At 42.1% G+C, this 23,735-nt stretch carries 26 protein-coding genes; 21 read left to right on the top strand and 5 right to left on the bottom strand.

What is annotated here, in order from left to right:
- Positions 1 to 272: 272 nt before the first annotated feature.
- From ACFO6W_RS00715 to ACFO6W_RS00805, 19 genes are all read left to right on the top strand, one after another.
- Positions 273 to 770, top strand: coding sequence for a hypothetical protein (locus tag ACFO6W_RS00715; protein ID WP_379993334.1), 498 nt, complete (start codon positions 273 to 275; stop codon positions 768 to 770).
- A 19-nt stretch (positions 771 to 789) separates the two neighbouring features.
- Positions 790 to 1,287, top strand: coding sequence for a glycoside hydrolase family 73 protein (locus ACFO6W_RS00720; RefSeq protein ID WP_379993387.1), 498 nt, complete (start codon positions 790 to 792; stop codon positions 1,285 to 1,287).
- Positions 1,288 to 1,289: 2 nt separating this feature from the next.
- Positions 1,290 to 1,610 (top strand): ubiquitination-like system serine protease family protein, encoded by a 321-nt coding sequence (locus ACFO6W_RS00725; protein ID WP_379993388.1) that lies wholly within the window; start codon positions 1,290 to 1,292, stop codon positions 1,608 to 1,610.
- On the top strand, positions 1,607 to 1,840 hold the full coding sequence (locus ACFO6W_RS00730) for a hypothetical protein (RefSeq protein ID WP_379993389.1): 234 nt from the start codon (positions 1,607 to 1,609) through the stop codon (positions 1,838 to 1,840). Before ACFO6W_RS00725 ends, ACFO6W_RS00730 begins: the two co-directional genes overlap by 4 nt.
- A gap of 146 nt (positions 1,841 to 1,986) precedes the next feature.
- Entirely contained in the window at positions 1,987 to 2,559 is a 573-nt protein-coding gene (locus tag ACFO6W_RS00735; RefSeq protein ID WP_379993390.1) for a hypothetical protein, read from the top strand.
- Entirely contained in the window at positions 2,559 to 5,906 is a 3,348-nt protein-coding gene (locus ACFO6W_RS00740; protein ID WP_379993391.1) for a phage tail tape measure protein, read from the top strand. The genes ACFO6W_RS00735 and ACFO6W_RS00740 overlap by 1 nt, the downstream gene beginning before the upstream one ends.
- 72 nt (positions 5,907 to 5,978) lie before the next feature.
- The gene (locus ACFO6W_RS00745; RefSeq protein ID WP_379993392.1) at positions 5,979 to 7,799 is read left to right on the top strand and encodes a hypothetical protein; all 1,821 of its coding nucleotides are present in this window, start codon (positions 5,979 to 5,981) and stop codon (positions 7,797 to 7,799) included.
- A gap of 699 nt (positions 7,800 to 8,498) precedes the next feature.
- Complete coding sequence (locus ACFO6W_RS00750) at positions 8,499 to 9,104, top strand: hypothetical protein (protein WP_379993393.1); 606 nt, start codon at positions 8,499 to 8,501, stop codon at positions 9,102 to 9,104.
- A gap of 120 nt (positions 9,105 to 9,224) precedes the next feature.
- Positions 9,225 to 10,172, top strand: a complete 948-nt coding sequence (locus ACFO6W_RS00755; RefSeq protein ID WP_379993394.1) for a hypothetical protein — start codon at positions 9,225 to 9,227, stop codon at positions 10,170 to 10,172.
- Between the two features lie 138 nt (positions 10,173 to 10,310).
- Positions 10,311 to 10,850 carry a hypothetical protein gene (locus ACFO6W_RS00760; protein WP_379993395.1) on the top strand — a complete coding sequence of 180 codons (540 nt, stop codon included), beginning with the start codon at positions 10,311 to 10,313 and terminating at the stop codon, positions 10,848 to 10,850.
- Between the two features lie 115 nt (positions 10,851 to 10,965).
- A complete protein-coding gene (locus tag ACFO6W_RS00765) occupies positions 10,966 to 11,526 on the top strand; it encodes a hypothetical protein (protein WP_379993396.1) in 561 nt (186 codons plus the stop codon).
- Positions 11,527 to 11,562: 36 nt separating this feature from the next.
- Positions 11,563 to 11,970 carry a hypothetical protein gene (locus tag ACFO6W_RS00770; RefSeq protein ID WP_379993397.1) on the top strand — a complete coding sequence of 136 codons (408 nt, stop codon included), beginning with the start codon at positions 11,563 to 11,565 and terminating at the stop codon, positions 11,968 to 11,970.
- The gene (locus ACFO6W_RS00775; protein WP_379993398.1) at positions 11,967 to 12,176 is read left to right on the top strand and encodes a hypothetical protein; all 210 of its coding nucleotides are present in this window, start codon (positions 11,967 to 11,969) and stop codon (positions 12,174 to 12,176) included. Before ACFO6W_RS00770 ends, ACFO6W_RS00775 begins: the two co-directional genes overlap by 4 nt.
- A complete protein-coding gene (locus ACFO6W_RS00780; protein ID WP_379993399.1) occupies positions 12,173 to 14,095 on the top strand; it encodes a hypothetical protein in 1,923 nt (640 codons plus the stop codon). The genes ACFO6W_RS00775 and ACFO6W_RS00780 overlap by 4 nt, the downstream gene beginning before the upstream one ends.
- A gap of 99 nt (positions 14,096 to 14,194) precedes the next feature.
- Complete coding sequence (locus tag ACFO6W_RS00785; RefSeq protein ID WP_379993400.1) at positions 14,195 to 14,419, top strand: hypothetical protein; 225 nt, start codon at positions 14,195 to 14,197, stop codon at positions 14,417 to 14,419.
- 82 nt (positions 14,420 to 14,501) lie between these two features.
- Positions 14,502 to 14,981 (top strand): phage holin family protein, encoded by a 480-nt coding sequence (locus ACFO6W_RS00790; RefSeq protein WP_379993401.1) that lies wholly within the window; start codon positions 14,502 to 14,504, stop codon positions 14,979 to 14,981.
- Positions 14,965 to 15,366: an N-acetylmuramoyl-L-alanine amidase gene (locus ACFO6W_RS00795; RefSeq protein WP_379993402.1), complete on the top strand. Its 402-nt coding sequence runs from the start codon at positions 14,965 to 14,967 to the stop codon at positions 15,364 to 15,366. The genes ACFO6W_RS00790 and ACFO6W_RS00795 overlap by 17 nt, the downstream gene beginning before the upstream one ends.
- Complete coding sequence (locus ACFO6W_RS00800; RefSeq protein ID WP_379993403.1) at positions 15,363 to 15,767, top strand: hypothetical protein; 405 nt, start codon at positions 15,363 to 15,365, stop codon at positions 15,765 to 15,767. Before ACFO6W_RS00795 ends, ACFO6W_RS00800 begins: the two co-directional genes overlap by 4 nt.
- A 211-nt stretch (positions 15,768 to 15,978) precedes the next feature.
- Complete coding sequence (locus tag ACFO6W_RS00805) at positions 15,979 to 16,743, top strand: hypothetical protein (RefSeq protein ID WP_379993404.1); 765 nt, start codon at positions 15,979 to 15,981, stop codon at positions 16,741 to 16,743.
- A gap of 60 nt (positions 16,744 to 16,803) precedes the next feature.
- Here the strand turns inward: ACFO6W_RS00805 and ACFO6W_RS00810 are convergent, their stop codons facing one another.
- The 3 genes from ACFO6W_RS00810 to ACFO6W_RS00820 all read right to left on the bottom strand — a co-directional run bounded on the left by ACFO6W_RS00810 (position 16,804) and on the right by ACFO6W_RS00820 (position 20,208).
- Positions 16,804 to 18,246, bottom strand: coding sequence for an alpha-amylase (locus tag ACFO6W_RS00810; protein ID WP_379993405.1), 1,443 nt, complete (start codon positions 18,244 to 18,246; stop codon positions 16,804 to 16,806).
- A 224-nt stretch (positions 18,247 to 18,470) separates the two neighbouring features.
- Positions 18,471 to 19,301 carry a TerC family protein gene (locus ACFO6W_RS00815; protein WP_379993406.1) on the bottom strand — a complete coding sequence of 277 codons (831 nt, stop codon included), beginning with the start codon at positions 19,299 to 19,301 and terminating at the stop codon, positions 18,471 to 18,473.
- 469 nt (positions 19,302 to 19,770) lie between these two features.
- A complete protein-coding gene (locus ACFO6W_RS00820) occupies positions 19,771 to 20,208 on the bottom strand; it encodes a carboxymuconolactone decarboxylase family protein (RefSeq protein WP_379993407.1) in 438 nt (145 codons plus the stop codon).
- Between the two features lie 270 nt (positions 20,209 to 20,478).
- On the opposite strand from ACFO6W_RS00820, the gene ACFO6W_RS00825 reads away from it, so the two are divergent.
- The gene (locus tag ACFO6W_RS00825) at positions 20,479 to 21,264 is read left to right on the top strand and encodes a DUF6146 family protein (protein ID WP_379993408.1); all 786 of its coding nucleotides are present in this window, start codon (positions 20,479 to 20,481) and stop codon (positions 21,262 to 21,264) included.
- A gap of 134 nt (positions 21,265 to 21,398) precedes the next feature.
- The gene (locus ACFO6W_RS00830) at positions 21,399 to 22,400 is read left to right on the top strand and encodes a DUF4421 family protein (protein WP_379993409.1); all 1,002 of its coding nucleotides are present in this window, start codon (positions 21,399 to 21,401) and stop codon (positions 22,398 to 22,400) included.
- Between the two features lie 108 nt (positions 22,401 to 22,508).
- On the opposite strand, the gene ACFO6W_RS00835 is transcribed toward ACFO6W_RS00830, so the two are convergent.
- A complete protein-coding gene (locus ACFO6W_RS00835; protein WP_379993410.1) occupies positions 22,509 to 22,865 on the bottom strand; it encodes a DUF4890 domain-containing protein in 357 nt (118 codons plus the stop codon).
- 92 nt (positions 22,866 to 22,957) lie between these two features.
- Positions 22,958 to 23,686 (bottom strand): hypothetical protein, encoded by a 729-nt coding sequence (locus ACFO6W_RS00840; RefSeq protein ID WP_379993411.1) that lies wholly within the window; start codon positions 23,684 to 23,686, stop codon positions 22,958 to 22,960.
- Between the last annotated feature and the right edge of the window lie 49 nt (positions 23,687 to 23,735).

Below are 23,735 nucleotides of genomic sequence, written 5' to 3' on the forward strand. Positions count from 1 at the left end.
TAACTTTCTTTACGCGGACACAGATAAAGAATACTATGTAGATTGGAATGCAACAACCAAGGTATTGACTTTCACTCCAGGTGACGTTATAACTTCTATAGACCCGAATGCCGGAATACTGGATTCGATAATGTTTATTAACGGATCTCCTGCTCAAATTGCAGAGGTGTGATAGAAAAAGCCTGTCTCGCGACAGGCCTAGCCCTAAAAACAATCGTTCAAATTTAATAACACATTTCAATAATGCAAATATAATAATAAATATTAAATAGATGGAAATAAAGGATTTGATTACGGATGTGCTGATGCCTATCGCTACTATCGTGCTGGGCGGAGGCTGGTTTATCCATTACCGGGCCAACAGGAGAAAGGCAAATGCCAATGCGCTGAGTGAGCAAAGCAAGGCCCTGGTTGACGATGTAAGCGCGGCAGAGGTTATTCACCAGAAGTATGTGGAGGTGATCCGGCAGCAGGGCGAAGTGTCCATGCAGGAGTTCAGCAAGCTAACGGATAAGCTGAAAGAGCATATAGAGCTCGATAGGACTTTCCAGAAGTCGGTAGATAAGTTTATAGGCGACAGTGAGGAATACAGGAAAAAGCAGATGCTTATCAACAAGCGTATAGAACTGAAGCTGTTGCTGACAAACCCGGCTTTGCGAAGCGAAGAATATATAGATGAGAAGTATAAGGAATATACGGATGATGGGGGAAATAGCTATATATGCGATCTGTATAAGGAATTTAAGGAAAAGAGAAAAACGAAAAAATAAAAAAAAAGGAGCTAACAGAATGACACCAAGGGAATTTACAACAAAATATTATCCTTTCGCCTTTCAGACACAGCAAAAGACAGGGATCAGCGCATTATTTATCATCGCTCAGGCTGCCATCGAGACAGGATGGGGAAAATCATCACCCGGCAATATGTTTTTCGGAATTAAAGATACCGATGGTATTAACGGAAACGAGCAGCTGTTACGTACAACCGAAGTGCTGAAGAATCCGGATGTGAAGTTTCCGCAAGTGATATCCGTTAAGAAACGACCTGACGGGAAATATGACTATGTCGTAAAAGACTGGTTCCGCAAGTATGACACACCGGAAGGAAGTTTTACGGATCATGCCGCTTTCTTCTATACTTACAACCGTTACCGGAATGCATTGGATGTAAAAGAAGATCCGTACCGTTTTGCGGAAGAAATAGCAGCTGCCGGATATGCCACAGCTACGAACTATGCGAGTGAGTTAAAGAAGGTAATAAAAATGGTAGAGGGGTATCTGAAATAATTATGAAAACACTAAAGAAAGTACCGGTAACAATCAAATTTATTACGGATTTCGACGATTTTGTAGCGAATGAAGTAGAAAATGATACGCTTTATGTATCGAAGGACTCTTTTAAGATGGCCCATAATTGCCTGTGTGGTTGCGGCGGGTTCGTATGTATACCACTTCAAAGCATTGATGATAACGGAGAGGTATCGAGAGAAAATAACAATGGGTGGAATTTAAGTGTAAAAGACGGGAAGGCTACAGTCACTCCGTCAATTTTAAACAGGCCTTGTAACGGGCATTATATAATAACTAACGGAATAGCAAATTTGGTATGAAAAATGCATTTATAATATTATTGTCTTTCTTATTATTCGGATGTATAACAAAGAAAGAAAACTACCTGATCATACTGGAACCTGATCAGGCACACGTTCAGCCCAAAAATGAAAGAGAAACGATTCCTATAAACCGTTTTGAAAAGCAATTTTATAAGGCCGATAGTGTATTTATGTCAAAACTTCGTAAAGCATCGAAAGAAGCACGCGAGGCAACGAATAAATATTAGTATACCGACACATTATCACATTAAAGTACACTTTTTCGATTTATTATTATTTTATTCTTCTTTGAAATGCCTGGGTTGTGATGATCCGGGCGTTTTTGTGTCCTTTTTCTTCAGGCAGTATAGGGGCATATTTGCGGAAAAAAGATATGGAAGAACGGATAGTCACCGCACAACAGGCAGAGTCTTTCAATACTTCGGTGAAAGGCTGGGGCATGAATATACGGGGGGGATTGAAGAGTAATGCCCGGACAATGCTGGCGCATGCCGAAAAAAGGAAATATAACAAATATCCTGAATTGGAAAAGTCCATCTCACTGCATACGAAAAAAGAACACGGGATCACCAGCAGCATAACTTTCCGGTTTGCCTTCCAGGGCCTTTTCGTCCATCTGGGCGTCGGCAGGGGTTATGTACGTGAAGGGAATTCAGTAAAGCTGGGCAGGAAATATGCGGGAGATGAGATTGGAGCGCTGAAGGGGAAAGGTTATACCGGCAGGGAGATAAAAAAAATGCGGCATATATACAAAGACCAATCGGGCGCCAACAGGATACCTGTGGACTGGTTCGACGTGACGATACGGAGCGGTATGGGCTGGCTGGCCGAGTATGCCGGTGATTTCTGGGGACAGCGGGCGATGGATGTCATACTGGACCAGATGGATAAAGGCCTCCATACCTATGCGAAGTATATAAAAGTGAAAACTAAAAAGAAAAAATAATGGCGAACAGGACAGGTACATACAATGCGCGGATCTACATCGACGGCGTCGCTGTGGAAAACTCGGTTAAAGGGATTAAAGAGAAAATGCGCGAGCTGACGAATCAGCAAGCCCTGATGATTAAGGGTTCCGATCAATATATCGCCCATACGAAAAAAATTGCCCAACTGGAGAATATCCTTCAGGAACATAAGGATTATCAGAAAGAGATAGTTAAGGAATATGGCAATATGGATAAAGCCGCGGATGACTTCGGGAAGAAAAGCAAAAAGTCTTTTGCCGGAGCATTACAAGTCTTTGCCGGGAATATGCTTACCAAGGGCGTACAGTTCCTTAGCCGTTCCCTGGGAGATACCGTCAATAAGATACGTAGCTTTGAGAAAGCAAATGTAGTGTTGGCCGGAATATTAGGCGTAAATAAAAATGAAATTAAAGACCTTTCTTCCAGCGCTATCGAATTAGGAAAGAATTCTAAATACACGGCTTCTCAGGTAACGGAACTACAGACCGAGCTTGCAAAATTGGGCTTTAGTAAGCAAGAAATAAAGGATTCGCAGAAATATGTCCTTGACTTCGCTACGGCACTGGGCGCTGAACTTGGAGACGCTGCGGCGCTGGCCGGGGCATCGTTAAGGGCATTTGGCGCCGAAACAACAGAAACGGAGAGATATGTATCGGCCATGACAGTAGCAGCTAATAAATCGGCCCTTAGCTTCGAATACCTGTCTACGGCGATGCCTATCGTGGCGCCTGTGGCTAAGGCCTTCAATTTTACGATAGAGGACACTCTGGCTTTGCTGGGTAAACTATCCGACAGCGGATTCGACGCATCTTCCGCGGCTACATCGCTGCGGAATATATTCCTGAATCTGGCAGATTCGAATGGGAAACTGGCTAAAGCGCTTGGCCATCCGGTAAAAAACCTTGATGACCTGGTGAAAGGATTTCAGGATCTTAAAGCAAAAGGCATAGACCTGGCGTCCGCGTTGGAACTGACAGATAAACGTAGTGTCGCCGCTTTCCAAACATTCCTGCAGGGAGCCGAAAAGATAAAACCGCTCAGAGACTCACTGATAGGTGTAGGGGATCAGCTCGATAAGCTGGCGAAAGACCAGATGGATAACCTGGACGGGTCTGTTTTAAGCCTTCAATCTAAATGGGAGACGCTGATGCTATCTTTTTCGAATAGTTCCGGACCTATGAAAACTGTAGTTGACTGGCTTGGCAATATAGTCGAAGGCTTTACGAATATCATTGACAAGATGAATAAATTACAGGATAGGCCTGCGTATAAATCTTTTCTTGATATCGAGAAAAACAGAGAAACTGACAAATCCTATCTTAAACTGCGTCAAAGTATCAATTATAAAGATTTGAATTCTCTGGATGGAAATGAGCGGGCCGGCGCTGAAACAGTATTAAAACGGGCCTATGATAAAGAACGGCAGGAAATAGAAAAAAATATATCATTATTCACTGAACAACAAGAGGCGGCCCAGAAAAAACTGGATGAAACAATAGAAAAAAATAAAGGTGTAGAACGTTTTATTCCTTTATATAATTTGGGAATGGCTACAGAAGAAAGTGATCTGGAAAAAGACCTGGAAAGTATAACCACGAAAGCGGATATAGCAAAAGTCAGCATGGAAGCCTTGAATGACGCTTACAAAGAGATATTGAAAGAAGATAAAACTACACCTGGCGATACAAACAAAAAATTCAAACTTCCGGACGATAATAAAAAAAATAAAGATAATGCATCCAAAGAACAGAAAAAAGTACAGGATGCCCTGAAGAAACTGGAGGAAGATAATTATAAAGAGCTTACGCGGATTAAGGAAAATTATCTTAATGGCTCCCTGGATGATGAAGCTGAATACAACAAAGCCCTGCTTATCCAGCAGGATGCGTATGACAAGCTGAGAAAGGATAGATTACAGGCTCTTCTGAAAGAGACGACAGACCCGTCGATACGGATCGATATTGAAAAGAAAATAGCGGAAATCGAAGCTAAGGCCCTTGATAAACAAATTGCGGACAAAGTAAAAAAACAAAAGGATGCTGCGAAACAGGAACAGGATCGTCTGAAACAGGGGCAGGATCTTCTGAAATGGAATGAGGAAGAAACTAAAAAAATCCTTGAATCCGCTTTTCAATATGTAGCTACCGAGGAAGATAAAGCCTACATAAAACAAATGGAACGCCGTGCCAGGGGTGAGATATCGGAAGCAGAATATCAGAAAGAGATTACAGCTATCCAGATGAAATACCTGGAGGAACGCCTCCGGATAAACGGCGCAAGTGAGGAACAGATCGCGGATATCCGCAAGCAAACACTGGAGCAGGAGATTAATACGTTACAGGATAACGAGAGCCGACGCAATACATTGTTAGGGGGACTCGGTACCCAGCTGGCTGATAAGATGAAGGAGATAGACGATGCCCTTCTTAATGGCGCTGTCACATTTGGCGAGGCTGTGATGATGCGTGTGGAAGCATATATGGATATGGTAAATTCCGCGATGCAGGATATAACCGGCAATCTTTCCAACACCTGGGCTAATTATGCATCAGTAGAAGAAAGTCAGATATCCAGAAAATATGACAAGGAGATAAAGGCAGCCGAAGGCAACTCGAAAAAACAAAAGAAGCTGGAGGAAAAGAAACAGAAAGAGCTAAATGCCATTAAGGCCAAATATGCGGATAAACAGTTTGCCGTTACTGTAGCTCAAACTATCTCTACTACTGCACTGGCCGCGATGGAAGCTTATAAAGCGATGGCAGGGATACCGGTAATAGGGCCGGCCCTTGGTGTGGCTGCCGCGGGAGCTGCCATTGCCTACGGTAAATCGCAGATCGATGTAGCTAAAGAGCAAAGGGACGCAGCCAAAGAAGGCTATTACAAGGGCGGGTATTATATCAATGAAGGATATACCGGCGGTAACGATCCGCGCCAGATCCGTGGCTTCCTTCCTGATGGGTCGCCTGTGCATGGGGAAGAGTTTATCGCCAATCATACCACGACATCGCTTTACAGGCCATTATTCGATCTGTTTAACGAAGCTCAGAAACACAATACTGTGTCGTCGATATCGAAGGCAGATCTGGCCAAGGCGCTGAATATTCCGACGGGTTATTATTCCGGCGGATATAACGGGAAGCCGTCAGCCGTTCAAACAGTTGTACGTGATAATAGGTACGACGAATCATACGACCGGTTTGTAACTGTAATGGAACGACTGGAGGAACGACTGAATGTTCCTTTTACCGGAATAGTTACTTACAAAGGTGAAGGGGGAATAGAGGAGGCTGAAAAGCTGGATAAGAAAATGATGAAAAATGTATAACTCAATATGCCGATTATTTAATGTGCCGATGTGCCAATGAATAGAAATTAATCCAAACCGCAAAATTGCGGAATGGCTAAAATACAAGAAAAAATGGTAGATTTATATATCGATGGGCGGCTGGTAGTGCTGCCGGATAATTTTTCGATCACAATAATAGATGAAAATCCGTTCTTCACCAAGAAAGGGACATATACCTACGATATCACGCTTTCGCTTCTCGATCCCATCAACGCAAAGATATACGGGCACCTGAACCGGAAAAATAAAAAAGATATTATCCCGGAAAACAGGCGGGCCTATATGGTGGTGGATAATGAGGTAGTCCTGAACGGGACAGAAGTAATACTGCAATATTCGGAAAGCCAGGTGAAAATACAGCTTGTATCGGGTAATTCGGAACTTAACTTCCTAATTGGCAGCGACAGGAAGTTAAGGGATCTGGATCTGGGGGAAGCAGTAAAGCATACCAGTCAGGAGCAATTGAAAGAGTGGCTGATGCAAGGCTATCCCGAACGTGAATATCAGGTATTGCCTTATTATACATGGGACCACGATATATTGTTAAATCCAAGCCCATCTGCATATATGGCTGTAGGTAACATGTACGCAATAGTATCTCATAATAATTTTGATTTTTATTTATATGGCGCTTACGGGCTTATTACTCCACAACCTTACTTGTGTTTCATTATAGACCGTATATTTGAATCTTTAGGATATTCCGTCACAAATAACGATATTGCCGGCCATCCTGTTTTCAGCAAGTATTATATGGTAAACGGCATACAGACCAGAAAATATGCGGAAATGCTGCCGGACTGGACGGTGAAAGACTTTTTCCTGAAAATCCAGGGCTTTTTTGATTGTACATTCGTAAGTGATCCATATAAAAAAACTGTCGGGATATACTTTAATTATAAATCGCAAACAGAGTTTCAGAATACAACCGATCTGGAAATATATGATGAATATACGGTAGATAAAGACAAAGATAATAATCTGGATGTCCGAAACTCGAATACAGAATATTCGCTCGACAGCAATGATTATCATAAATATGCATCTATCGACCCCCGTTATACCGGAATAGCCATAAAAGAGCCTTATGCAACGCTGGATGAGTTGGCCGGCAAAATTAATGCCAGTGACAATGAGAAGAAGATGAAAATCTACACGAATGATGTGTACGGGGATTACATTGCCTATGATACCGGTTCGGGCATAAAGCCGGTTAAAGTAAATTCTTTTGCACCCCTGTATAAGAAAGAAGGCTCTACCGATATAGATAGCAGCCTGGATATAATACCTGCGTCTATGGCTTATGCTTTAGTTGCATCGCAAAGCTCGCCGGAATCATACTGGATACAGGTACCGGGAACCGATGACTATGACGAACTTGATTATTCCCGCTTGCAAACACCTGCCCCTCCGGTTGAAGGAGAATATTTTGATCTTCAGGAACTGATAGAGGGAGATGCAAGCCTGGAACGGAAGATGCCTTCAAAAATCAGGCTGGCTATTTATGATGGTATGAAAATATTAGATAATCCTGCCGGAGGTAAAACAGGTTTATTCCCGGTTCCATATGTTGAATCTTTGGCAGAATATTATCCGGATTCAGGTATTCAACGTTTTTTTACCAATCAGGATAATAATCCTTTCCGCTTAGAAAATATGTATAAAGATATCTATAGTAAATCGGAAGCTATCGATAGTACCAAGACATATAAGTTCACTTTTGTCAAAAACAACAGGTTTAATATTATGGACAAATTTATAGCAAATAACAAGGCTTTCAGGTGTGCAAGACGAGAACGAACTGTATCGTCAAAAGGATTTGAAAAATATGCAAAGGGCGATTTTTATCCGTATGAGGGGAAAATGATATAAAAATATTCTACTAATTTAAGTGGCCTCGCCTTTTTAGGCGGGGCTTTCTTATTTGAAAACTGCATTTTATTTTTTTGCGATTTTGATAATATATGATATTATATTGTCAAAATATTGTTTTTATGAAGTTATAATAATTATATATCTACCTTTTCATACATTAATAAGGTTATTATTACGGTTAATGAAATGGTAATTGAAAACGTTATTGCGACTACACATTATTATATATAAAGATGTAGATATATATCCCCCTCTATCCCCCATGGGGGGAAGAACGGGTGGGGAATTTTTTTTTGATTATTTTAAGAAGAATATTTTTATAGCGGATGGATCATTTCTTTGCTGATGGCTTTTTTTGCCTATTTTATGGCTTATAGTATCTTTTTTTTACAATCTCCGTGGGTTGATTCATATTCGTCCTAAAAAATGGCTGAAAACGCCTTTAAAATCGATTTCGGAATTTGGAAAAGCGAATAAAGACGGTGTTTTATATGGCCTTGTCAATAATTGAAAAGGTATAATGATAGTTCAGTAATGACTTTGCATATTTTGCTTTAAATGCTATTTTGTTGACATATAAATTTTATATGTAAAATATAATATATTGATTATTAATTTTATATATGTTATTAATTAGAAGGTTTCTTCAATCAACAACCGGATATTTCCAAAATTAAAAATCAAATGAATGTAAACATGAACAAAAAGAAACCGAAACAAACATTGCTCGGTCGCATTGCACGCATGTTGCTCGACATCGAAGCCGTAGAAAAGGCAGATATGACGGCCAGCGGTACGCCTTATGTAGTCTTTGTACTGGCCGACGGCAAGGAAGCCTATGTGGACGAAGACGGGTTTGCTACGCTCGACGGAGAACAAATGCCGGCCGGTGAGCATCAGCTTGCAAACGGCAATTTGCTGGTAATCGATGAGCAGGGACAATTCACAGAAACGCGTGAAGCCTCGGAAGACAAAACCAAACCTGAAGAAACGAAAGCTCCGCAAACATTCAAGCGCAGTAAGTCCCGGCATAAGCTGGCTGGTTTTGAACCCAAAACAGCAGAAGCCCTGAAAGTCAAGATTGCCGAAATGCAACAGACGATCGACCAACTCACTAAAACATTGGAAGACGCACAGTCGATGCTCGAATCCACAAAAGGACAGGTAGAAGAGATGCGCAGGAAAACACCATCGGCACATCCTGCCGTTCAACTGTCGCGCACAACTAAAAATGCAGGCGAAATGACTACGGCCGAACGTATGGCAGCTGCATTGAATCAGACAATAAACAGAAAGAAGTAATATGCCGATGTGCCAATTGAATGCAACTGTTTGATAATTGGTATATTGCACACTTCGGATAGTAATTATCCGGATGAATACAATTAAATAAAAGTATAATAACTAACTAAATTTAGAAATATGGCAAACATGTATGACATCTCATCACTGAATTATCAGCCGTCTACCAATATGGACTGGTTTACAAAAGCAATCTTTGGCGGGAAACTTATCGAGAAAGGTAAAATAACTCCCGTTGTAGGAGTGAAAGAATCGACTCTAATCAACCTGATTGACATCAACGGCAGCATTTTGCAGGCAGATGCCCGTGACTGTTCATGGAATCCGCAGCAGATGTCGAAGTTGAGTGACAAGGAGTTGAAAGTAAAAACGTATAAAATCAATCTGGAGCAATGCCTCGATGATCTTGAGCGCAAGCGCACCGTATGGATGCTCAGTCCCGGAGCGAAGAATCAGGAATTGCCCGATACGCTCGAAGACGCCACAATGGCTATCCTTGCTTCCGAATTGAGCAGTGAGATAGAAACTAAAATCTTTAAGGGAGACAGCTCTGTGGATGCTAACGATTTCGATGGAGTAGTCAAAGTCTTAACAGACAGCCTGGAAGCCGTTAAAATAACAGGTGTAGCTCTTACCAAAGTAAATGTATTGGACGAAATAGAAAAGGTATTTACAAACATTCCGGAAAATGTTGTAGCTGCCGGCTTACAGGAAGGTACATTGAATATTTATGTTTCTTACCCTACATTTCTGAAAGTGAAGATGGCGCTAGGCGGCATCTACGGAAGTAATGTGGTAGTCAGCCCCAACTTTACGGTAGAGGGTGACGTGGTTCGCTATATGGGAGTGGAGCTTGTTCCGGTAAAAGGACTCGGTGACAATGATATGGTAGCGGCTGATGCCCGCAACTTCCTTGTCGGGACAGACCTTGTGCGCGACCTTGAAGAAATCCGTCTTGGACAAAAGGCCGCCCCGCAGGATAATATCATTTTCATAGACGGACGCCTGCGTCTTGGATTCGCTATTCCGTTCGAAGACGAAGTGGTGTTTTATAGTCCGAATAACTAACCAATGTGTCAATTAAATAATATGCCGATGTGTCAATCAAAAAAAGCTATTGGCCATTAGCTAACAGCTATTAGCTTAAAATATCGGCACATTGGCATATTAAAACATTAATTCATTAACTCATTAAAAAAATATATTATGTCAGGATGTAAATTAACTTCAAACATAACAAAAGACAACTGCCATTATTCGGTAGCGGGAGTAAAAGCCATATATCTTTTCAATTACGATGCGGATAACGATTATACTTTCGGGGCCGATGGAGGAATCGATACTGTTACGCTTGCCGATAGTGCCAAAGCGTATAAGATTGATTTCACGGATAATACAGCTTCATTCTCCGACGAACTGGCCGTAAATGGTAACGGAGGGAAATACCGTACCCACACGGTCAATTTTACCATCAGCAACTACGATTACGAGTTGTTGAATCAGGAAAAAGCATTGAGCCTGGGTAAGTTTACTGCGGTAATTGTCGATAAATCGAACCGTGCGGTGATGCTCGGACGCAGCAACGGGCTGAGTGCCACAGCATTCAACTATGCATCAGGTGCCGCCGATGCCGATGCTTACGGCTGGACCGTAACCATGGCCGGAACGGAAATAGAGATGGGCCGCCTGCTGAAAGATGAAAGCGTGATCTCTGCAATTGCGGACAAGACTGTGGTAACACCGTAAAGTCAGCTTTTAGCTTATAGCCGTTAGCCTACAGCCTTCAAGGTTTTCGCTGGCGGCTTTACTTTTATTTATTAACTGCTACTGGCTATCAGCTAGTGGCTAAAGGCTAAAAACAATGACTTGCAGATTATTACAGAATATAAAACATACCTGCGACTATAATCCCGGAGGCATTACAGGGATCTATCTGCTCGATATACGTGATTTTGGGGCGTATCAGTTTACTGATGAAGGATTGTTCAGTAAATGTTATGTGGAGCGGATAAAATCAGATGTACCTTTTGTTGAAATGGGAGCTGTGAACGAAAGTACCTTCACGGAGACTCAGGAGAATGGCATATATAAGCAGGGACTGACAACATTTGTGCATACGATCAAGGGGGAGAAATCTTCGGATCTGTTACTGGCATCCACAAATAAGTATCTGGTTGCTTTCCGTACATCGCAAGGGCTGATGTATAGCTTTGGCAGCGATGGCGGGGCTTCTCTTTCATTCTCACAGATAACGGGACAACTGGGCGAAACATCAGGATATCAGATATCAATAAGCAAGAATTCGGTTTACCCGCTTTTCGAAATCGATGCGTCCCGTTTCAATACGATACCTGTACTGGGTACTGAAGAACGGCAGATAGTGATGACCGAAGATAAGAAGGATGCAATACTGACGGAATAAATCAAAATAGAGATATAAACAATTAATCAAAATAAAATGGCTAATGAAACAAGAAAATTAGAACCTATAGAGCTTTCGGCACTGGATACAATAGAAAACCCTAAAGGTTTCTATATATTCGGTTCGATAGAAGAAAACGGAGTGATGAAGTCGGGCAAATGCAAGTTCGATACGCTGGAGAGGCTACAGCTCGAACGGCGTATTTCCCTGACAATGGAAACAAAGGAAATGGAAATATTTATAGGCGAAGAGATGACTATTTATAAAGTGGATGTACTGAATGTGAAGTCTCTTACTATTGATGATGAAATATTTACTAACCTGAATAGTATACAATTGGACAAAAAAATAGAAAAACGCTCGAAGGTAAAGTTTATAATTGAAACGCAAACGACAGACCCGACAGCTTATTTATTCATTTATGCTAAAGCAATATTGCCATGATATACGAAGTCAAGAAAGATGATATTACAATGTTGATCGACGACATGGTGTTCTTTGCAGAACAACCCAAGGCATTTAAAACAATGTTTCGGGAACTGGAAGACCCTAACAACCCAGGATATGCTGAGTTTGACGATTACAGGGCTTACCTGACCGAATTAGACAGAATATTATTTTCACCCGTTAAACAAATTTATGATATATGAGATATACATTTAAAGACAGATATACAGACTATCAGGGTGTAGATGTAGAACGGATATTCCCTACTAAATTCTACGCATATGCGGGTACGGGTACGGCTGCCACGCGGCAAAACCCTTCACTATCTACCGGAACTATTGCTTATACTACTGATTTATCAATCATATTGGGGGGAGGCTTTCACAAATTAAGCGTCGGTACTACAGGAACATCGATAAATTCAAACAGATGCCGGATCATTGGTAATGGTATGAAAAAAAGCATAATAGATGCTATTTTATACGAAGGGCATCAGACATCGGGCGGTACATTCGAAGGCGTCTGGCTTAAAGATGTCACTGTAAAAAATGTAATAACGTACAGGCTGGGTTATAATGGCCAGGGAACTTATAATAACAGATATTATCAATGCGAGATGCTGTCAATGCCCGGAACAACGAATCCTGGTGTAGGCATAATAAACAATTATGACCGTTGTATTTTTAGAGTAAACCCGTCATCAGGCAATATCAATGGCAACAATTCCTTTGTCGGCATCAGTACCACCATAGGCTCAATAGCCGGTAATCTGCATACATGGGAAAAATGCAACCTTGTAGTCAATCAGGCATCGCTCGACAGCTACAAAAACAATTACTATGCGTTCGACAACTGCAATTTCCGTATAGGCTCGGAAACCGACTATATCCCGCTGACCGGTACAACCGCCGAAGAACTTCGGAACGCATTCGTCGCGCGTTGCACGGCTGCCGGGCTGTCAGTTCCCGCTGATATTACAGACTATGGCATAACATTGACTTTAGGCCGTTGGCTGTTCACCAAAAATCAGGTATTCGAGGGTATTACGTGGGCAGGTTCAGAGGTTAACCAGTTCGAAATACTACGCTTTATTTCATTTGGCTATTCCACATCACGTGGTACCAGGATACCAATTACAGCAAGTAATAATGTGCCTGCCAGCTTTGCTCCGGGGAACCCGCATAGCGACGGTTTGGATATAGCGGATGATTCTTTGTCTATTGATAAAACCGTGGATATAACACAGCGGAAAAATATGTATCTCGATTCGAAAATAGTATGGCTGGGCGGTAAAAAAAAGCTGACGAAAATAGATATTCCCAATGACCTGCCTTACCAGTACGGGGTATTGATAGACAGTATCCCGGACCTGCTATGTGATTCCGGGCAGGAAGTGTTAAGTGGCAGTATAGAACCGGGCGAGATGTATATGTTGCGTTCTTCTGATGAAAATACGGCATCCGTTACCTATGGCGGAAGCACTTATTCATCCGTGCTAAGTAGCAGGAATAATATTTTTAAAGGTGTGGCTGGCGTGACAACCTTTACTGTTGCCTCCGGAAACCCGGTAGTGTATAAGATAAACGACATACTGAGCTACCAGTCGGTACAGATGCGTATCGTAAATAAAATACCGGATGGAAATATTGTATCCGGCAATTTACAGGTGGATTATTGGTATCTGGCAGAGCATGACAATGACCAGAAAAATACAACTGACTATGTAACATACAGCGGGGTAAACTACAAGGCAGGAGATTCTTTTACGGTAAAACCGGGTGTATTGACATTCACAAGATCGGGAAATATCCATCTGCGCCGCTGCTGGAAACAGGATTTCGATTTTAATACGGAAACAACGGACAAAACCTTCTGGCAAAATGAACAAAAACCTGAGTGGTGTGATGTATTACCCGAAGACCCGCGTTGCCTGATGAAAGATAACCATATTCTTTCATTCGAGATGGCAAGAGGAAAGGATGGTAAGTATATATCATCGGGACATCCCGAGTATTATAATAATATATCGGGTGCATCCGGCGTATTATCGCCTGATGATATATACATAAGCGGTGCATATATGCAGATACGGCTACCGATAACAACAGTAAATCCGATGTAGGTAAATAGTTACAAGTTACTGCGCCCTTCGGGCAGTTACAAGTTACAAGAAAAAGTAACTCGTAACTTCTAACTTGTAACTCGTAACTAAAAAAAAATTATGGCAGATTTAGATAATGGTTTACCACCCGAAGGTATCGATGTTACTGATAACAGGATTAGTAGTGTCAATATCGGCAGGGCGGATGCTGATAATATGAATATTAATGATATTAATAGTATCAATATCAGCAGCTTAAAGGTTGATGTACAAAGTGTAAGGAAGGTATCAGCCATCCTCGTCTCAACCGAACCCGCCGGCCGGAACATTGCAATGTTCCTATAACTCTCTCATAGTTGCCAGCTATATATAAATGGCTGGCAACTTATTCCTAATTCTTAAATACTAATTCTTAATTAATTTCCCCATGTTATTGATAATAGAATCATTACTGACCGGAGATTTTGTCACCCTGCGGCTCAAACTGGCTATCATATCCATTATGTGGTTGCTGGTAGCTATCGCCATCAGCCTCGACCTTATCAGCGGATGGCGCAAGGCTAGGGAGCGGGGCGAACAACGCACTTCATACGGACTGAGGCGGACGGTTACCAAAGCTGTTTTGTATTATGCTTTGATGCTGTTTGCTTTCATGTTCGATTGCATAGGAATGTTCTTTTATGACGAACCTTATATTACGCTTATCGCGGCCGGATTCCTGATATTTATCGAGGCTAAGTCGATATTGGAAAAGGCTCATGAGAAAGATAAGAAAAAAATAGGAAAAAGCCTGGAAGAGCTTACAGCAGTATTCGAAAATAAAGACGACCTGATAAAAGGTATAACCGAAATTGTAAAAAAACAACTGAAAAACTCAGAAACAGAAGAAAATGAGAAAGATAGATAAGATAATCCTCCACTGCTCAGCCACAAAGGAAGGGCAGCATTTCACCGTGGAAGATATAGACCGGTGGCACCGGGACAGAGGCTTTGCCAAAATAGGTTATCATCATGTAATATACCTCGACGGCACTGTACACAACGGACGTGATGAGTCGTTGATAGGAGCGCATTGTCTCGGGCACAATGCCACATCGATAGGTGTATGCTATATCGGGGGACTGGATGCAAAAGGTAATCCCAAAGATACCCGCACCGAAGCGCAGGCTGTGGCGTTAGCCGGATTGGTGGACGACCTCAAAGTACGCTTCCCCTTGGCAAAAGTACATGGACATAACGAATTTGCGGCAAAGGCCTGCCCTTGCTTCGATGTAAAGAAAGAATTCAGATGAAAGATTATCCGAAGGCAAAAGCAAAAGCGCTGTTTATCCTGATACCGGTCTTTGTCCTTTCCGCATGCAGGACGCGTACACTATATATCCCGGTCGAATCGGTGCGGACAGAGTACAGAGACCGCCTGTTGCGCGATTCTGTTCATCTGTATGATTCGGTCTTCATGAAAATGAAAGGGGATACTGTCTGGCTGGAAAAGTACAAATATCTGTACCGGGACCGTCTGCTGCGCGATTCCGTCTTTGTGAACGATACCATCCGCGTGCCTTATCCGGTAGAAGTGGAGAAGGAAATAAACCGTATGAGCTCGTTCCAATCGTTTCAGGTATGGTGCGGGCGGATATTACTACTGCTGATTATCGGTTGGTCGGGAGTGTGGTGGTGGAAAAAAAGGATATGAAAAGTATCCTCTGCCCGGTACAGGCAGAGGATACTTTTTTTTGCCGGATATATAAACGGTAGCAAAAGATATTCAGGCATTTGCCTGATTTATCAGTTTCACTGCCGGTTATTCCAAATATTTTAATTATACTTGCGGCGTCTAAGGCATATAATAAAAGAACGTCCTATTCGTTAAATAGGTAATTATACAAAAGACCAGGCACCTATCTATGAAGAGATTTATACTTACATCCCTTATCGGCATACTATCAGCCGGTTTTGCTTTATACGCTCAAACGAAGCAGCTCGTCCGGATCAATTCGGTAAACACTAAAGAGATAATAGATCTCAGGTATAATAACAAAAATCAGCTTACCTACTTTGTGGAAAAGGGTGTTGTTACCTTTCGGGAATTTACCTTCAAATATGATAAAATCAGCAACCTGTTGTCGGAGTGCATTATGAATCAGGACAGGGGAGAGTTGGTTACAAATTCCAAATACACTTACAACGACGGCTATATTGCAGAAGATGTGATAAGTACAGGAAAACAGGTAAAAGAGAAAAAGGTGACCGATCATCTCCGGATTCATATCGACGACAGAGGCCGCCTTACCAAGACCGTATTTGAAGACGGTAAGCCCTGGGAAGAATTCATATACGACGAAAACAATAATCTGGTTACATATACGCAACATGCCGCGACAAACGAGGGTAGTAAAATTACGGTCTTTAAATTTAACAATGACAAATCGGCTTTTCTCAATATAGAAAGTATTCCTGCGTGGTTTTGGACATGGCACGTAAATAGTATGAGATGGTGCGGAGATTTCATCGGAAAAAATAATCCGCATGAATTTACTACTGAAGACCCCAGATACGGCACCGATATAATCGAAGTTACATATGAATATAACTCGGACGGGTATCCGGTAAAGCAGTTCTATAACGGAGAACTGGTAAGGGAAATGACATATAAGAGTTTAAAGGACTAAATAAACAGAGGCGATCCGGCTAAATTGAACCGCCTTTTCCGTATGCTCTTTTACATATCGTTACGATTTTACCCAAACGGATAATGCCCCGCCTTCGACAAGGAAATTACCGTTACCCTTATCATCTATCGTAATTTTTTTCTGTACGTTTCCTGTCAGGTCGTACCACACTTCACCTTTACGGTTTGCGCCGACATTCATTACCTTATTCCCGTCTGTACCGTTCGACATCAGAAATGCCAGCCCCGACGCGGGATGACCTTTATCTCCCATACGCACAAATCCTACCGTGGAAGGGTGATCGAAATAATCTTTTTGCACTCCGTAAGCATATTTTCTCCGGGCATCCAGCAACAGGCTTATAATGGGTTGGTGAAGAGGCTTTTTTCCCTTTACGCCATAATAGTCACCGTAAAAAATGCAGGGATAACCTTTCTCCATCAACAGGATAAGGGCGTAAGCCGAGGGTTTGAACCAGTCTTCTATTTCCGATTCCAGGGAGCTGCCCAGTTGTGAATCGTGATTGTCTACAAATGTGACTGCATAGTCGGGGTAATGCAAGACAAGAGTATCGTCCAGTATTTTTTGTAAATCATAATCTTTACCCAACTTAGATGCTTTATACATATTGTAATGCAGGGGGACATCGAACAGGTCTGTTGTATTTTCCACAGCAGCGAGATATTTCTCCAGGGTTTGCAGATCTCCGTTCCAGTATTCGGCTACCGAATAAAATTCTTTTCCTCTATCAGCCCTTACAGTTTCAAGGAATTGTTTAACAAATTTAGCTTCCATATGCTTCACTGCATCGAGCCGCATGCCGTCCAGATTCAACTCTCTGGAAACCCATACTCCCCAGCGGTCCAGTTCTCTTATTACTTCCGGATGGTCGAGGTCTAAATCGTTGCATAGTAAAAAATCATAGTTTCCGTTTTCATCATCTACTCCTTCGCTCCAGTACTTGTTTTCCCCGAGTACACGGAAAATACCGCTTTTTTTCTGCGCGTCGTCGAAGCCTACGCCCGAAAAATGGTACCAGTGCCATTTAAAGTCGGAATATTTATTCCCCCGCGCTTTAAACAAATAACCTGTCCATGCCTGAATCTCTATTTCGTCGCTTATATCCTTATTCCTCTCTTTGGGGTCGACTTCTTTTACCCTGAATTTTTCAGTATAGTCTCCTTCCGCCTTATGATTCATGACGGCATCGAGATACACCGATATTTTATTTTTATGTAATTCATCGATCATCTCGGCCAATTCATCTTTTGTACCGTATTTTGTTCTCACGGTACTGTTCTGGTCAAACTCTCCGAGGTCGAACAGGTCATATGTCGCATATCCTTCATCCTGTTGCTCGTCTGCCTTGTATGCCGGAGGTATCCATACCGCAGTTATGCCTGTTTTATGCAGATGTACGGCGTCTTTTTTCAATTGTTTCCATAAATTTCCGTCATTTGGAAGATTCCACTCGAAGTATTGCATCATTACACCGTTTTTCATAACCAGCAATGTTTGTTTTTTATGATCCGCTTGTTTGTGATTTTACATTTGTATCCTGTACCCGGAATATCCGGCTGAAACTGAATCCGGCCATCGTTATCCCGGTACTAAATAACAGCTTATAAAAAGCACAAAGAAAACGTTTATCGATCCCTTTTTGTTTAACAAATTATAGTGTAATTAACATACACCGGATACGATTGCTCTTTGTAATGAACCAACGTTTATTTCTTATCTTCCCCTATCAGTTCCGAGTCTTTCAGTTTTACAGGTACAGACTTCTTTCTCAGCTTCATATTCAGGAATTCGACCAGTAAAGAGAACGCGATGGCGAAATATATATATCCCTTCGGAATTTCCCCTACTGTGGTGCCGAATATGGATATCCGGGACAGATGGGCTGCCTCTACCAGTAGCATCACACCGATAAGAATAAGAAATGAAAGGCCGAGCATCTGTATGGTAGGGTGTTCGTTTACAAACTTGCTTACGGGGCCTGAAAACAATAGCATGATCATAACCGCAATCACAACCGCTGTAACCATAATGGTCATGGCTCCGACATATCCGAATTCGCTGAAGCTGACCAATCCGACCGCGGTGAGGACGCTATCGAATGAAAAAACAATATCTAGAGCCACAATCTGGATGATGACGCCGGCAAATCCGCTCCTGGACTTTCCATGAACGGCGTCGCTTTCACCTTCCAGTTTGTGATGGATCTCGGTAACACTCTTATACAGGAGGAAAAGCCCGCCTACTCCGATTATAATACTCTGGCCGGAGACAGAGCCGTCGAACCATACCGTGTCGAACGAAAATATCGGTTTGGTCAGTTTCATCAGCCACGATATGCAAAATAGCAGGAGGATACGAAAAAGCATAGCCAGCAATAAGCCCGTGGTGCGGGCTTTAGGCTGCTCTTTTTGCGGTAGTTTGGACGACATGATAGACAAAAATACGATATTGTCTATCCCCAATACTATTTCGAGAAACGCCAGCGTAAGCAGAGCTATCCACGCGCTGGGCAAAAGAAAAGTTTCTAAAATTTCCATAAAATATTTTTGCGACAAATTTAATAAAGAATTTGACGCTTTCGGAAATTATTTTTCCTTTTCTAAATATTCTTTTATAACAGAGTCCCGGTCCGTCTTTTTAAGCCCCAGTATTCTTAGAATCCTGAGCAGTAGTATTTTCAAAAATATTCGCATTACGTATGCGTAAGTTAATTTTTCTATTATTTCCCGCTTGCGCAGGCGTGTCTTCGATCTTCGTCACAAAGATAGTATTTTTGGTAACTCATGAAAATTATTTACCTGATATATCTCAGTTTTTTATACCAATTATTGTCTGCGTAATATATGAGTATTATTATAAATGATAGTATAATTTCCAGGTATTAATGTAAGGTCATAAAGCCTTATACCTGAAAGATCCTGCGGGATTTTTTGCGGTATAAGGCAAAGGCGCGGCAATAGCCGGGCTATTCCTGTTATATAAAACGTTGGTTATTCCGGAGGTTGCTTAATATTCGGGGCGCAACTCTGTAGATATACCTATCCTGTTCCACGCATTGATGGTCACAATAGCCATTATCAGCTGTGCCACTACGTTTCCGGAGAAAAGGGAAATGGCCTTGTTATATGTTTCGTCCGACAGTCCTCCTTTATTTATCAGGGTTATTTCTTCGGTCATGGCCAGTATCACTTTTTCTTCTTCCGAGTACAGCTCATAGGCTTCGCGCCATGCATTGAGCATATATATGCGCTGCTCTGTCTCTCCCAGTTTGCGGGCATCTTTGGTATGCATGTTCAGGCAAAAAGCGCATCCGTTTATTTGAGAAGCCCTGATCTTGATAAGCTCTTTGTGGATAGGATTCAGATCCGAAGCATTCAGGAAACTTTCCAGCATCAGCATAGCGCGGTATGCTTTCGGTTCCAATTCACTGATATTTACTCTCATAATATTTTGTTTTTAATTGATTGGGTATATAAGTTATAATCAATAGAACAAAATACCGGGAGGGTTGTTCGGCCGGAGGAAATGAGAATTTAACCTTTTCCTGTTTAACGGGGAAACAGGGCAAAGCGGAAAAAAGCTGTTTTGAAACAGGCCGATAAAATGATCTAAACAGCTTCATAAAATGTTGAAATTAATTATGCGGAAAACGAAAGGACATTTTCGTATATTTACAAAAGTATTTCAACTCCTTATTACTAAAATCCCGGCATTATGAATAAACGAAGTATTATACCTATGTTGTTGATGTTGTTTGCTTTGCAAGCGGTTTATCCGCAAGTGACGACGGTGAGGGGGCAGATAACTTCTGCGGAAGACGGAAAAGTTTTACCGGCTGTTATAATATCAAATATCTCACGTCAGGTAAATGCTGTTTCCGGTAGCGATGGAAATTATGCAATACGTGCGGCGATGGGTGATACGCTCAGTTTTTCGTTTACAGGCTTCAAAACAAAAAATGTGACAGTGGACAGTCCGTCCTGTGATGTCGCTCTGGGAACGGATACCCTAATCTTTGGCGAGCCGGTTCCGGTATCGCGCTATTCTGCCATCATAGAGGAGCGCGAAGACAACATCTACCTGCTCGATGATAATCTGATAACAAGGGATTCGTTGCTCAGGATAGACCCTTCCACCATCGAATCCATCAGCATCCTTAAAGGCGGGGACATGCATCCTGCAGACAAGCCTCTGACTATAAGTATAAAACTGAAACCTATATACGAGGCCATCGTTATGGAGCCCGGTTACGAGACTTTTCTGGTTACCCAGCGGCCAAAGGAATTCTATACGGAATGGGTGTTGAAAACAAAGAACATTTTCCTTGTCAATGAATGGAATTACCGCTGTGACAATCCCATGCAATACAGCCCGCAAATCTATGAAGCGAAAATAGATTACAATCCTCAGAACGAATATGGGCTGGATGTGGAATACCGCCTGTATATGTTTTTCATGTATATGGATAAAAAATACAGGCTGGGACTCGAAAACAGATAAATTTTGTGAAATATTCCGGTAAAATCCGGTCACAATCCAAATTATTCCTTTCTTTTTGATTGGGGTTAACGCCTTTATACTATTTTTGCGCTAAATCCGTTTCCTTAATAAAATAAAGAGAGCAAGTATTTAAAATGCCGGCATTAATCAAAAAACGAAACCGCTTATCAGGAGCCAGGTATATAACTCTGTTGATATTTGGGGTACTCGTGTCCCAATACGGATTTTCACAGACCGATAGCACTTATATCGGTTTCTTTGAGCAGCCCCTTTCGGTACGTAGCTATTTCATGGATAAGTTTACGGTACTATCTCATCAGCAGGGCGACAACCACGATGAGACTTCTTACCGTTCCAATGCCCCTTTCGGTATCGGTTTTGGCTTTTCATACAAGAATGTCTCGCTGAGTGGCGCCTATGGCTTCGACTTTATGCGCGATAAGAAGCGGGGCAAGACCCGTTCGTTCGATTTCCAGTATCACCATTACGGACGGAAGTTTGTCTACGATATATTTTTCCAGAACTATAAAGGCTTATACACCGAGCCCGAAAATGAAAAATATGAGTTGCATCCCGATATAAAGTTGAAACAATACGGTGTCTACGGACAATATGTCTTCAATGGCAACAGGTTTTCGTATCCGGCGGCTTTCAACCAGAGCGAGAAACAATTAAAATCGGCAGGTAGTTTCCTGCTCGGCGGAGCTGTATATTTCAACGAAGCCCGTGCCGACAGTTCGCTTGTGTTTGATGGCGGACACAAGCTGAAGAATTATCAGGTCGGTGTAAACGGCGGCTATGCTTATACCTGGGTGGCCAATAAGCGGATATATGTATCCCTCTCGCTTTCGGTGGCGGCAAATGTAGGTTTTGAAAATATAGACGGAAGAAAGAACAAGGTGAAGGTATATCCTTCCGTGTTTCCCCGCTTCTCGATGGGATATAACCACGATACATGGTCGGTAGGGGCATCGGTGGTCAACAACCGGGTGTATATTCTCTATACAGCCCCTTCGAAGATGGCATTCGATGCGGGCGCGATCCAGTTCTCGGTAATCAAACGGTTTGGCAAAGCGCCTAAATTCCTCGAAAACCAGAAGATAATAGATAAGTATAACGAATACCGGTTTTGGTAGGGGCGGCTTAGGGCGAAATACAGGAACCTCATGCAAAGTATCGGCCGTGATATAAAAAAAGGCTGAAATTTAGAATTCAGCCCTTTTTCCATATTACATTTTATGTCGTTAGTTCCTTCGCCTGCGATTGTCCTGCATTTTTTTCTGATGCTCATCAAATTTCTTTTGTTGATCTTCGGTCAGTACGGCTTTAATAGCGGCGGTACGCTCTTCCTGAATCTTCTGGAATTGAGCCCTTATCTTTTCCCTGTCGGTCTCTTTGCTCTGGTCAGCCAGCGGCTGGGCAAATTTCAGGTTTATTTCATATACTTTTTTTTGCTGGTCATCATTGAGCCCGAGTTCCTTTACCAGTGTTTCGGTTTGTCTTTTAGCTCTTTCTTCGGGTGTGGCACGTTGTCTTTGTTGGGCGAATACGCCACTTGTAGTAAATAATACAATTGTAAGGAACAATACTAACTTTTTCATAATATTCATAAATTTAGTTATACATACTGTTTACTATGACTAAAGAATCATGAAAAAGTAAATTCGAAAAAGCATCTTTTTGTGTTAAATAATCATAAAATAAAAAAGTACGCGCCCAATATGGCTCCCACAATAAGAATGGAGGCTATGATAGAGATATACATCGTATCGGTGGAAATCTTAAACACACTCCTGATCCTTTCCTGACTGATGGTCCACAGCGTACCGCTGAAAAATAAACTGCCGATAAGGAATGTAGGATCGTAGGAAATAAAGAACATCCATAGCAGCCCCATCAGCGCAAAGCTGAGATAGATAGACAATAATATCCATCCTGCGGTCTTTTTCATCCAGAAGAGTATGGCAGCCAGTGGCGTAACGATGACAGGGAACAGGAATATGACTACGCTGAAATCCCATCTTGTGTCCTGAAAGAGCCCGGTGATGAGATCGAACTGGGTGACGATCTGCAACAGGGCGATTGCCATGAATATAATGGCAATGGTGTTTATCAGCCGGGGCGATTTGCGGGTGTCGTCAGCGTCGTCCTGTATGGGATTTATATAGTCCATAATGCCAGAACCTTTTTCCTTCAGTGTATTTTTTATTTCATCTCGCCGTTCCTTTTTGGCGGCAAGTTCCTGCTGCTCGGCTTCCAGCTCTGCCCGTGCCTTATCTATATCGGCGGGGGTGAGATTGCGTGTCCGGAGTTCGTCCTGCGCAGTCTTCACCGCTTCGGGACGGTAATCGCCGGGGTTTTCTATGATCCGCATCAGGGCGGTAGTGGAATATGTCTTATATACTTCTGATAACTGGCTCATGATCGGTATTTGTTTTCAGGGTAAAGATAAGACATTTATGTGAATCCAT

Source organism: Dysgonomonas termitidis (assembly GCF_042654545.1).
In the GTDB taxonomy this organism is placed as follows: domain Bacteria; phylum Bacteroidota; class Bacteroidia; order Bacteroidales; family Dysgonomonadaceae; genus Dysgonomonas; species Dysgonomonas termitidis.

Excerpts from the sequence above, each read along its gene's own strand:
- ACFO6W_RS00715 (WP_379993334.1), top strand. The coding sequence starts at position 273 with ATGGAAATAAAGGATTTGATTACGGATGTGCTGATGCCTATCGCTACT.
- ACFO6W_RS00815 (WP_379993406.1), bottom strand. The coding sequence starts at position 19,301 with ATGGAAATTTTAGAAACTTTTCTTTTGCCCAGCGCGTGGATAGCTCTG.
- ACFO6W_RS00840 (WP_379993411.1), bottom strand. The coding sequence starts at position 23,686 with ATGAGCCAGTTATCAGAAGTATATAAGACATATTCCACTACCGCCCTG.
- ACFO6W_RS00770 (WP_379993397.1), top strand. The coding sequence starts at position 11,563 with ATGGCTAATGAAACAAGAAAATTAGAACCTATAGAGCTTTCGGCACTG.
- ACFO6W_RS00810 (WP_379993405.1), bottom strand. The coding sequence starts at position 18,246 with ATGAAAAACGGTGTAATGATGCAATACTTCGAGTGGAATCTTCCAAAT.
- ACFO6W_RS00775 (WP_379993398.1), top strand. The coding sequence starts at position 11,967 with ATGATATACGAAGTCAAGAAAGATGATATTACAATGTTGATCGACGAC.
- ACFO6W_RS00795 (WP_379993402.1), top strand. The coding sequence starts at position 14,965 with ATGAGAAAGATAGATAAGATAATCCTCCACTGCTCAGCCACAAAGGAA.
- ACFO6W_RS00780 (WP_379993399.1), top strand. The coding sequence starts at position 12,173 with ATGAGATATACATTTAAAGACAGATATACAGACTATCAGGGTGTAGAT.
- ACFO6W_RS00760 (WP_379993395.1), top strand. The coding sequence starts at position 10,311 with ATGTCAGGATGTAAATTAACTTCAAACATAACAAAAGACAACTGCCAT.
- ACFO6W_RS00755 (WP_379993394.1), top strand. The coding sequence starts at position 9,225 with ATGGCAAACATGTATGACATCTCATCACTGAATTATCAGCCGTCTACC.
- ACFO6W_RS00835 (WP_379993410.1), bottom strand. The coding sequence starts at position 22,865 with ATGAAAAAGTTAGTATTGTTCCTTACAATTGTATTATTTACTACAAGT.
- ACFO6W_RS00745 (WP_379993392.1), top strand. The coding sequence starts at position 5,979 with ATGGCTAAAATACAAGAAAAAATGGTAGATTTATATATCGATGGGCGG.
- ACFO6W_RS00830 (WP_379993409.1), top strand. The coding sequence starts at position 21,399 with ATGCCGGCATTAATCAAAAAACGAAACCGCTTATCAGGAGCCAGGTAT.
- ACFO6W_RS00720 (WP_379993387.1), top strand. The coding sequence starts at position 790 with ATGACACCAAGGGAATTTACAACAAAATATTATCCTTTCGCCTTTCAG.
- ACFO6W_RS00730 (WP_379993389.1), top strand. The coding sequence starts at position 1,607 with ATGAAAAATGCATTTATAATATTATTGTCTTTCTTATTATTCGGATGT.
- ACFO6W_RS00820 (WP_379993407.1), bottom strand. The coding sequence starts at position 20,208 with ATGAGAGTAAATATCAGTGAATTGGAACCGAAAGCATACCGCGCTATG.
- ACFO6W_RS00825 (WP_379993408.1), top strand. The coding sequence starts at position 20,479 with ATGAATAAACGAAGTATTATACCTATGTTGTTGATGTTGTTTGCTTTG.
- ACFO6W_RS00785 (WP_379993400.1), top strand. The coding sequence starts at position 14,195 with ATGGCAGATTTAGATAATGGTTTACCACCCGAAGGTATCGATGTTACT.
- ACFO6W_RS00805 (WP_379993404.1), top strand. The coding sequence starts at position 15,979 with ATGAAGAGATTTATACTTACATCCCTTATCGGCATACTATCAGCCGGT.
- ACFO6W_RS00735 (WP_379993390.1), top strand. The coding sequence starts at position 1,987 with ATGGAAGAACGGATAGTCACCGCACAACAGGCAGAGTCTTTCAATACT.
- ACFO6W_RS00740 (WP_379993391.1), top strand. The coding sequence starts at position 2,559 with ATGGCGAACAGGACAGGTACATACAATGCGCGGATCTACATCGACGGC.
- ACFO6W_RS00765 (WP_379993396.1), top strand. The coding sequence starts at position 10,966 with ATGACTTGCAGATTATTACAGAATATAAAACATACCTGCGACTATAAT.
- ACFO6W_RS00750 (WP_379993393.1), top strand. The coding sequence starts at position 8,499 with ATGAACAAAAAGAAACCGAAACAAACATTGCTCGGTCGCATTGCACGC.
- ACFO6W_RS00800 (WP_379993403.1), top strand. The coding sequence starts at position 15,363 with ATGAAAGATTATCCGAAGGCAAAAGCAAAAGCGCTGTTTATCCTGATA.
- ACFO6W_RS00725 (WP_379993388.1), top strand. The coding sequence starts at position 1,290 with ATGAAAACACTAAAGAAAGTACCGGTAACAATCAAATTTATTACGGAT.
- ACFO6W_RS00790 (WP_379993401.1), top strand. The coding sequence starts at position 14,502 with ATGTTATTGATAATAGAATCATTACTGACCGGAGATTTTGTCACCCTG.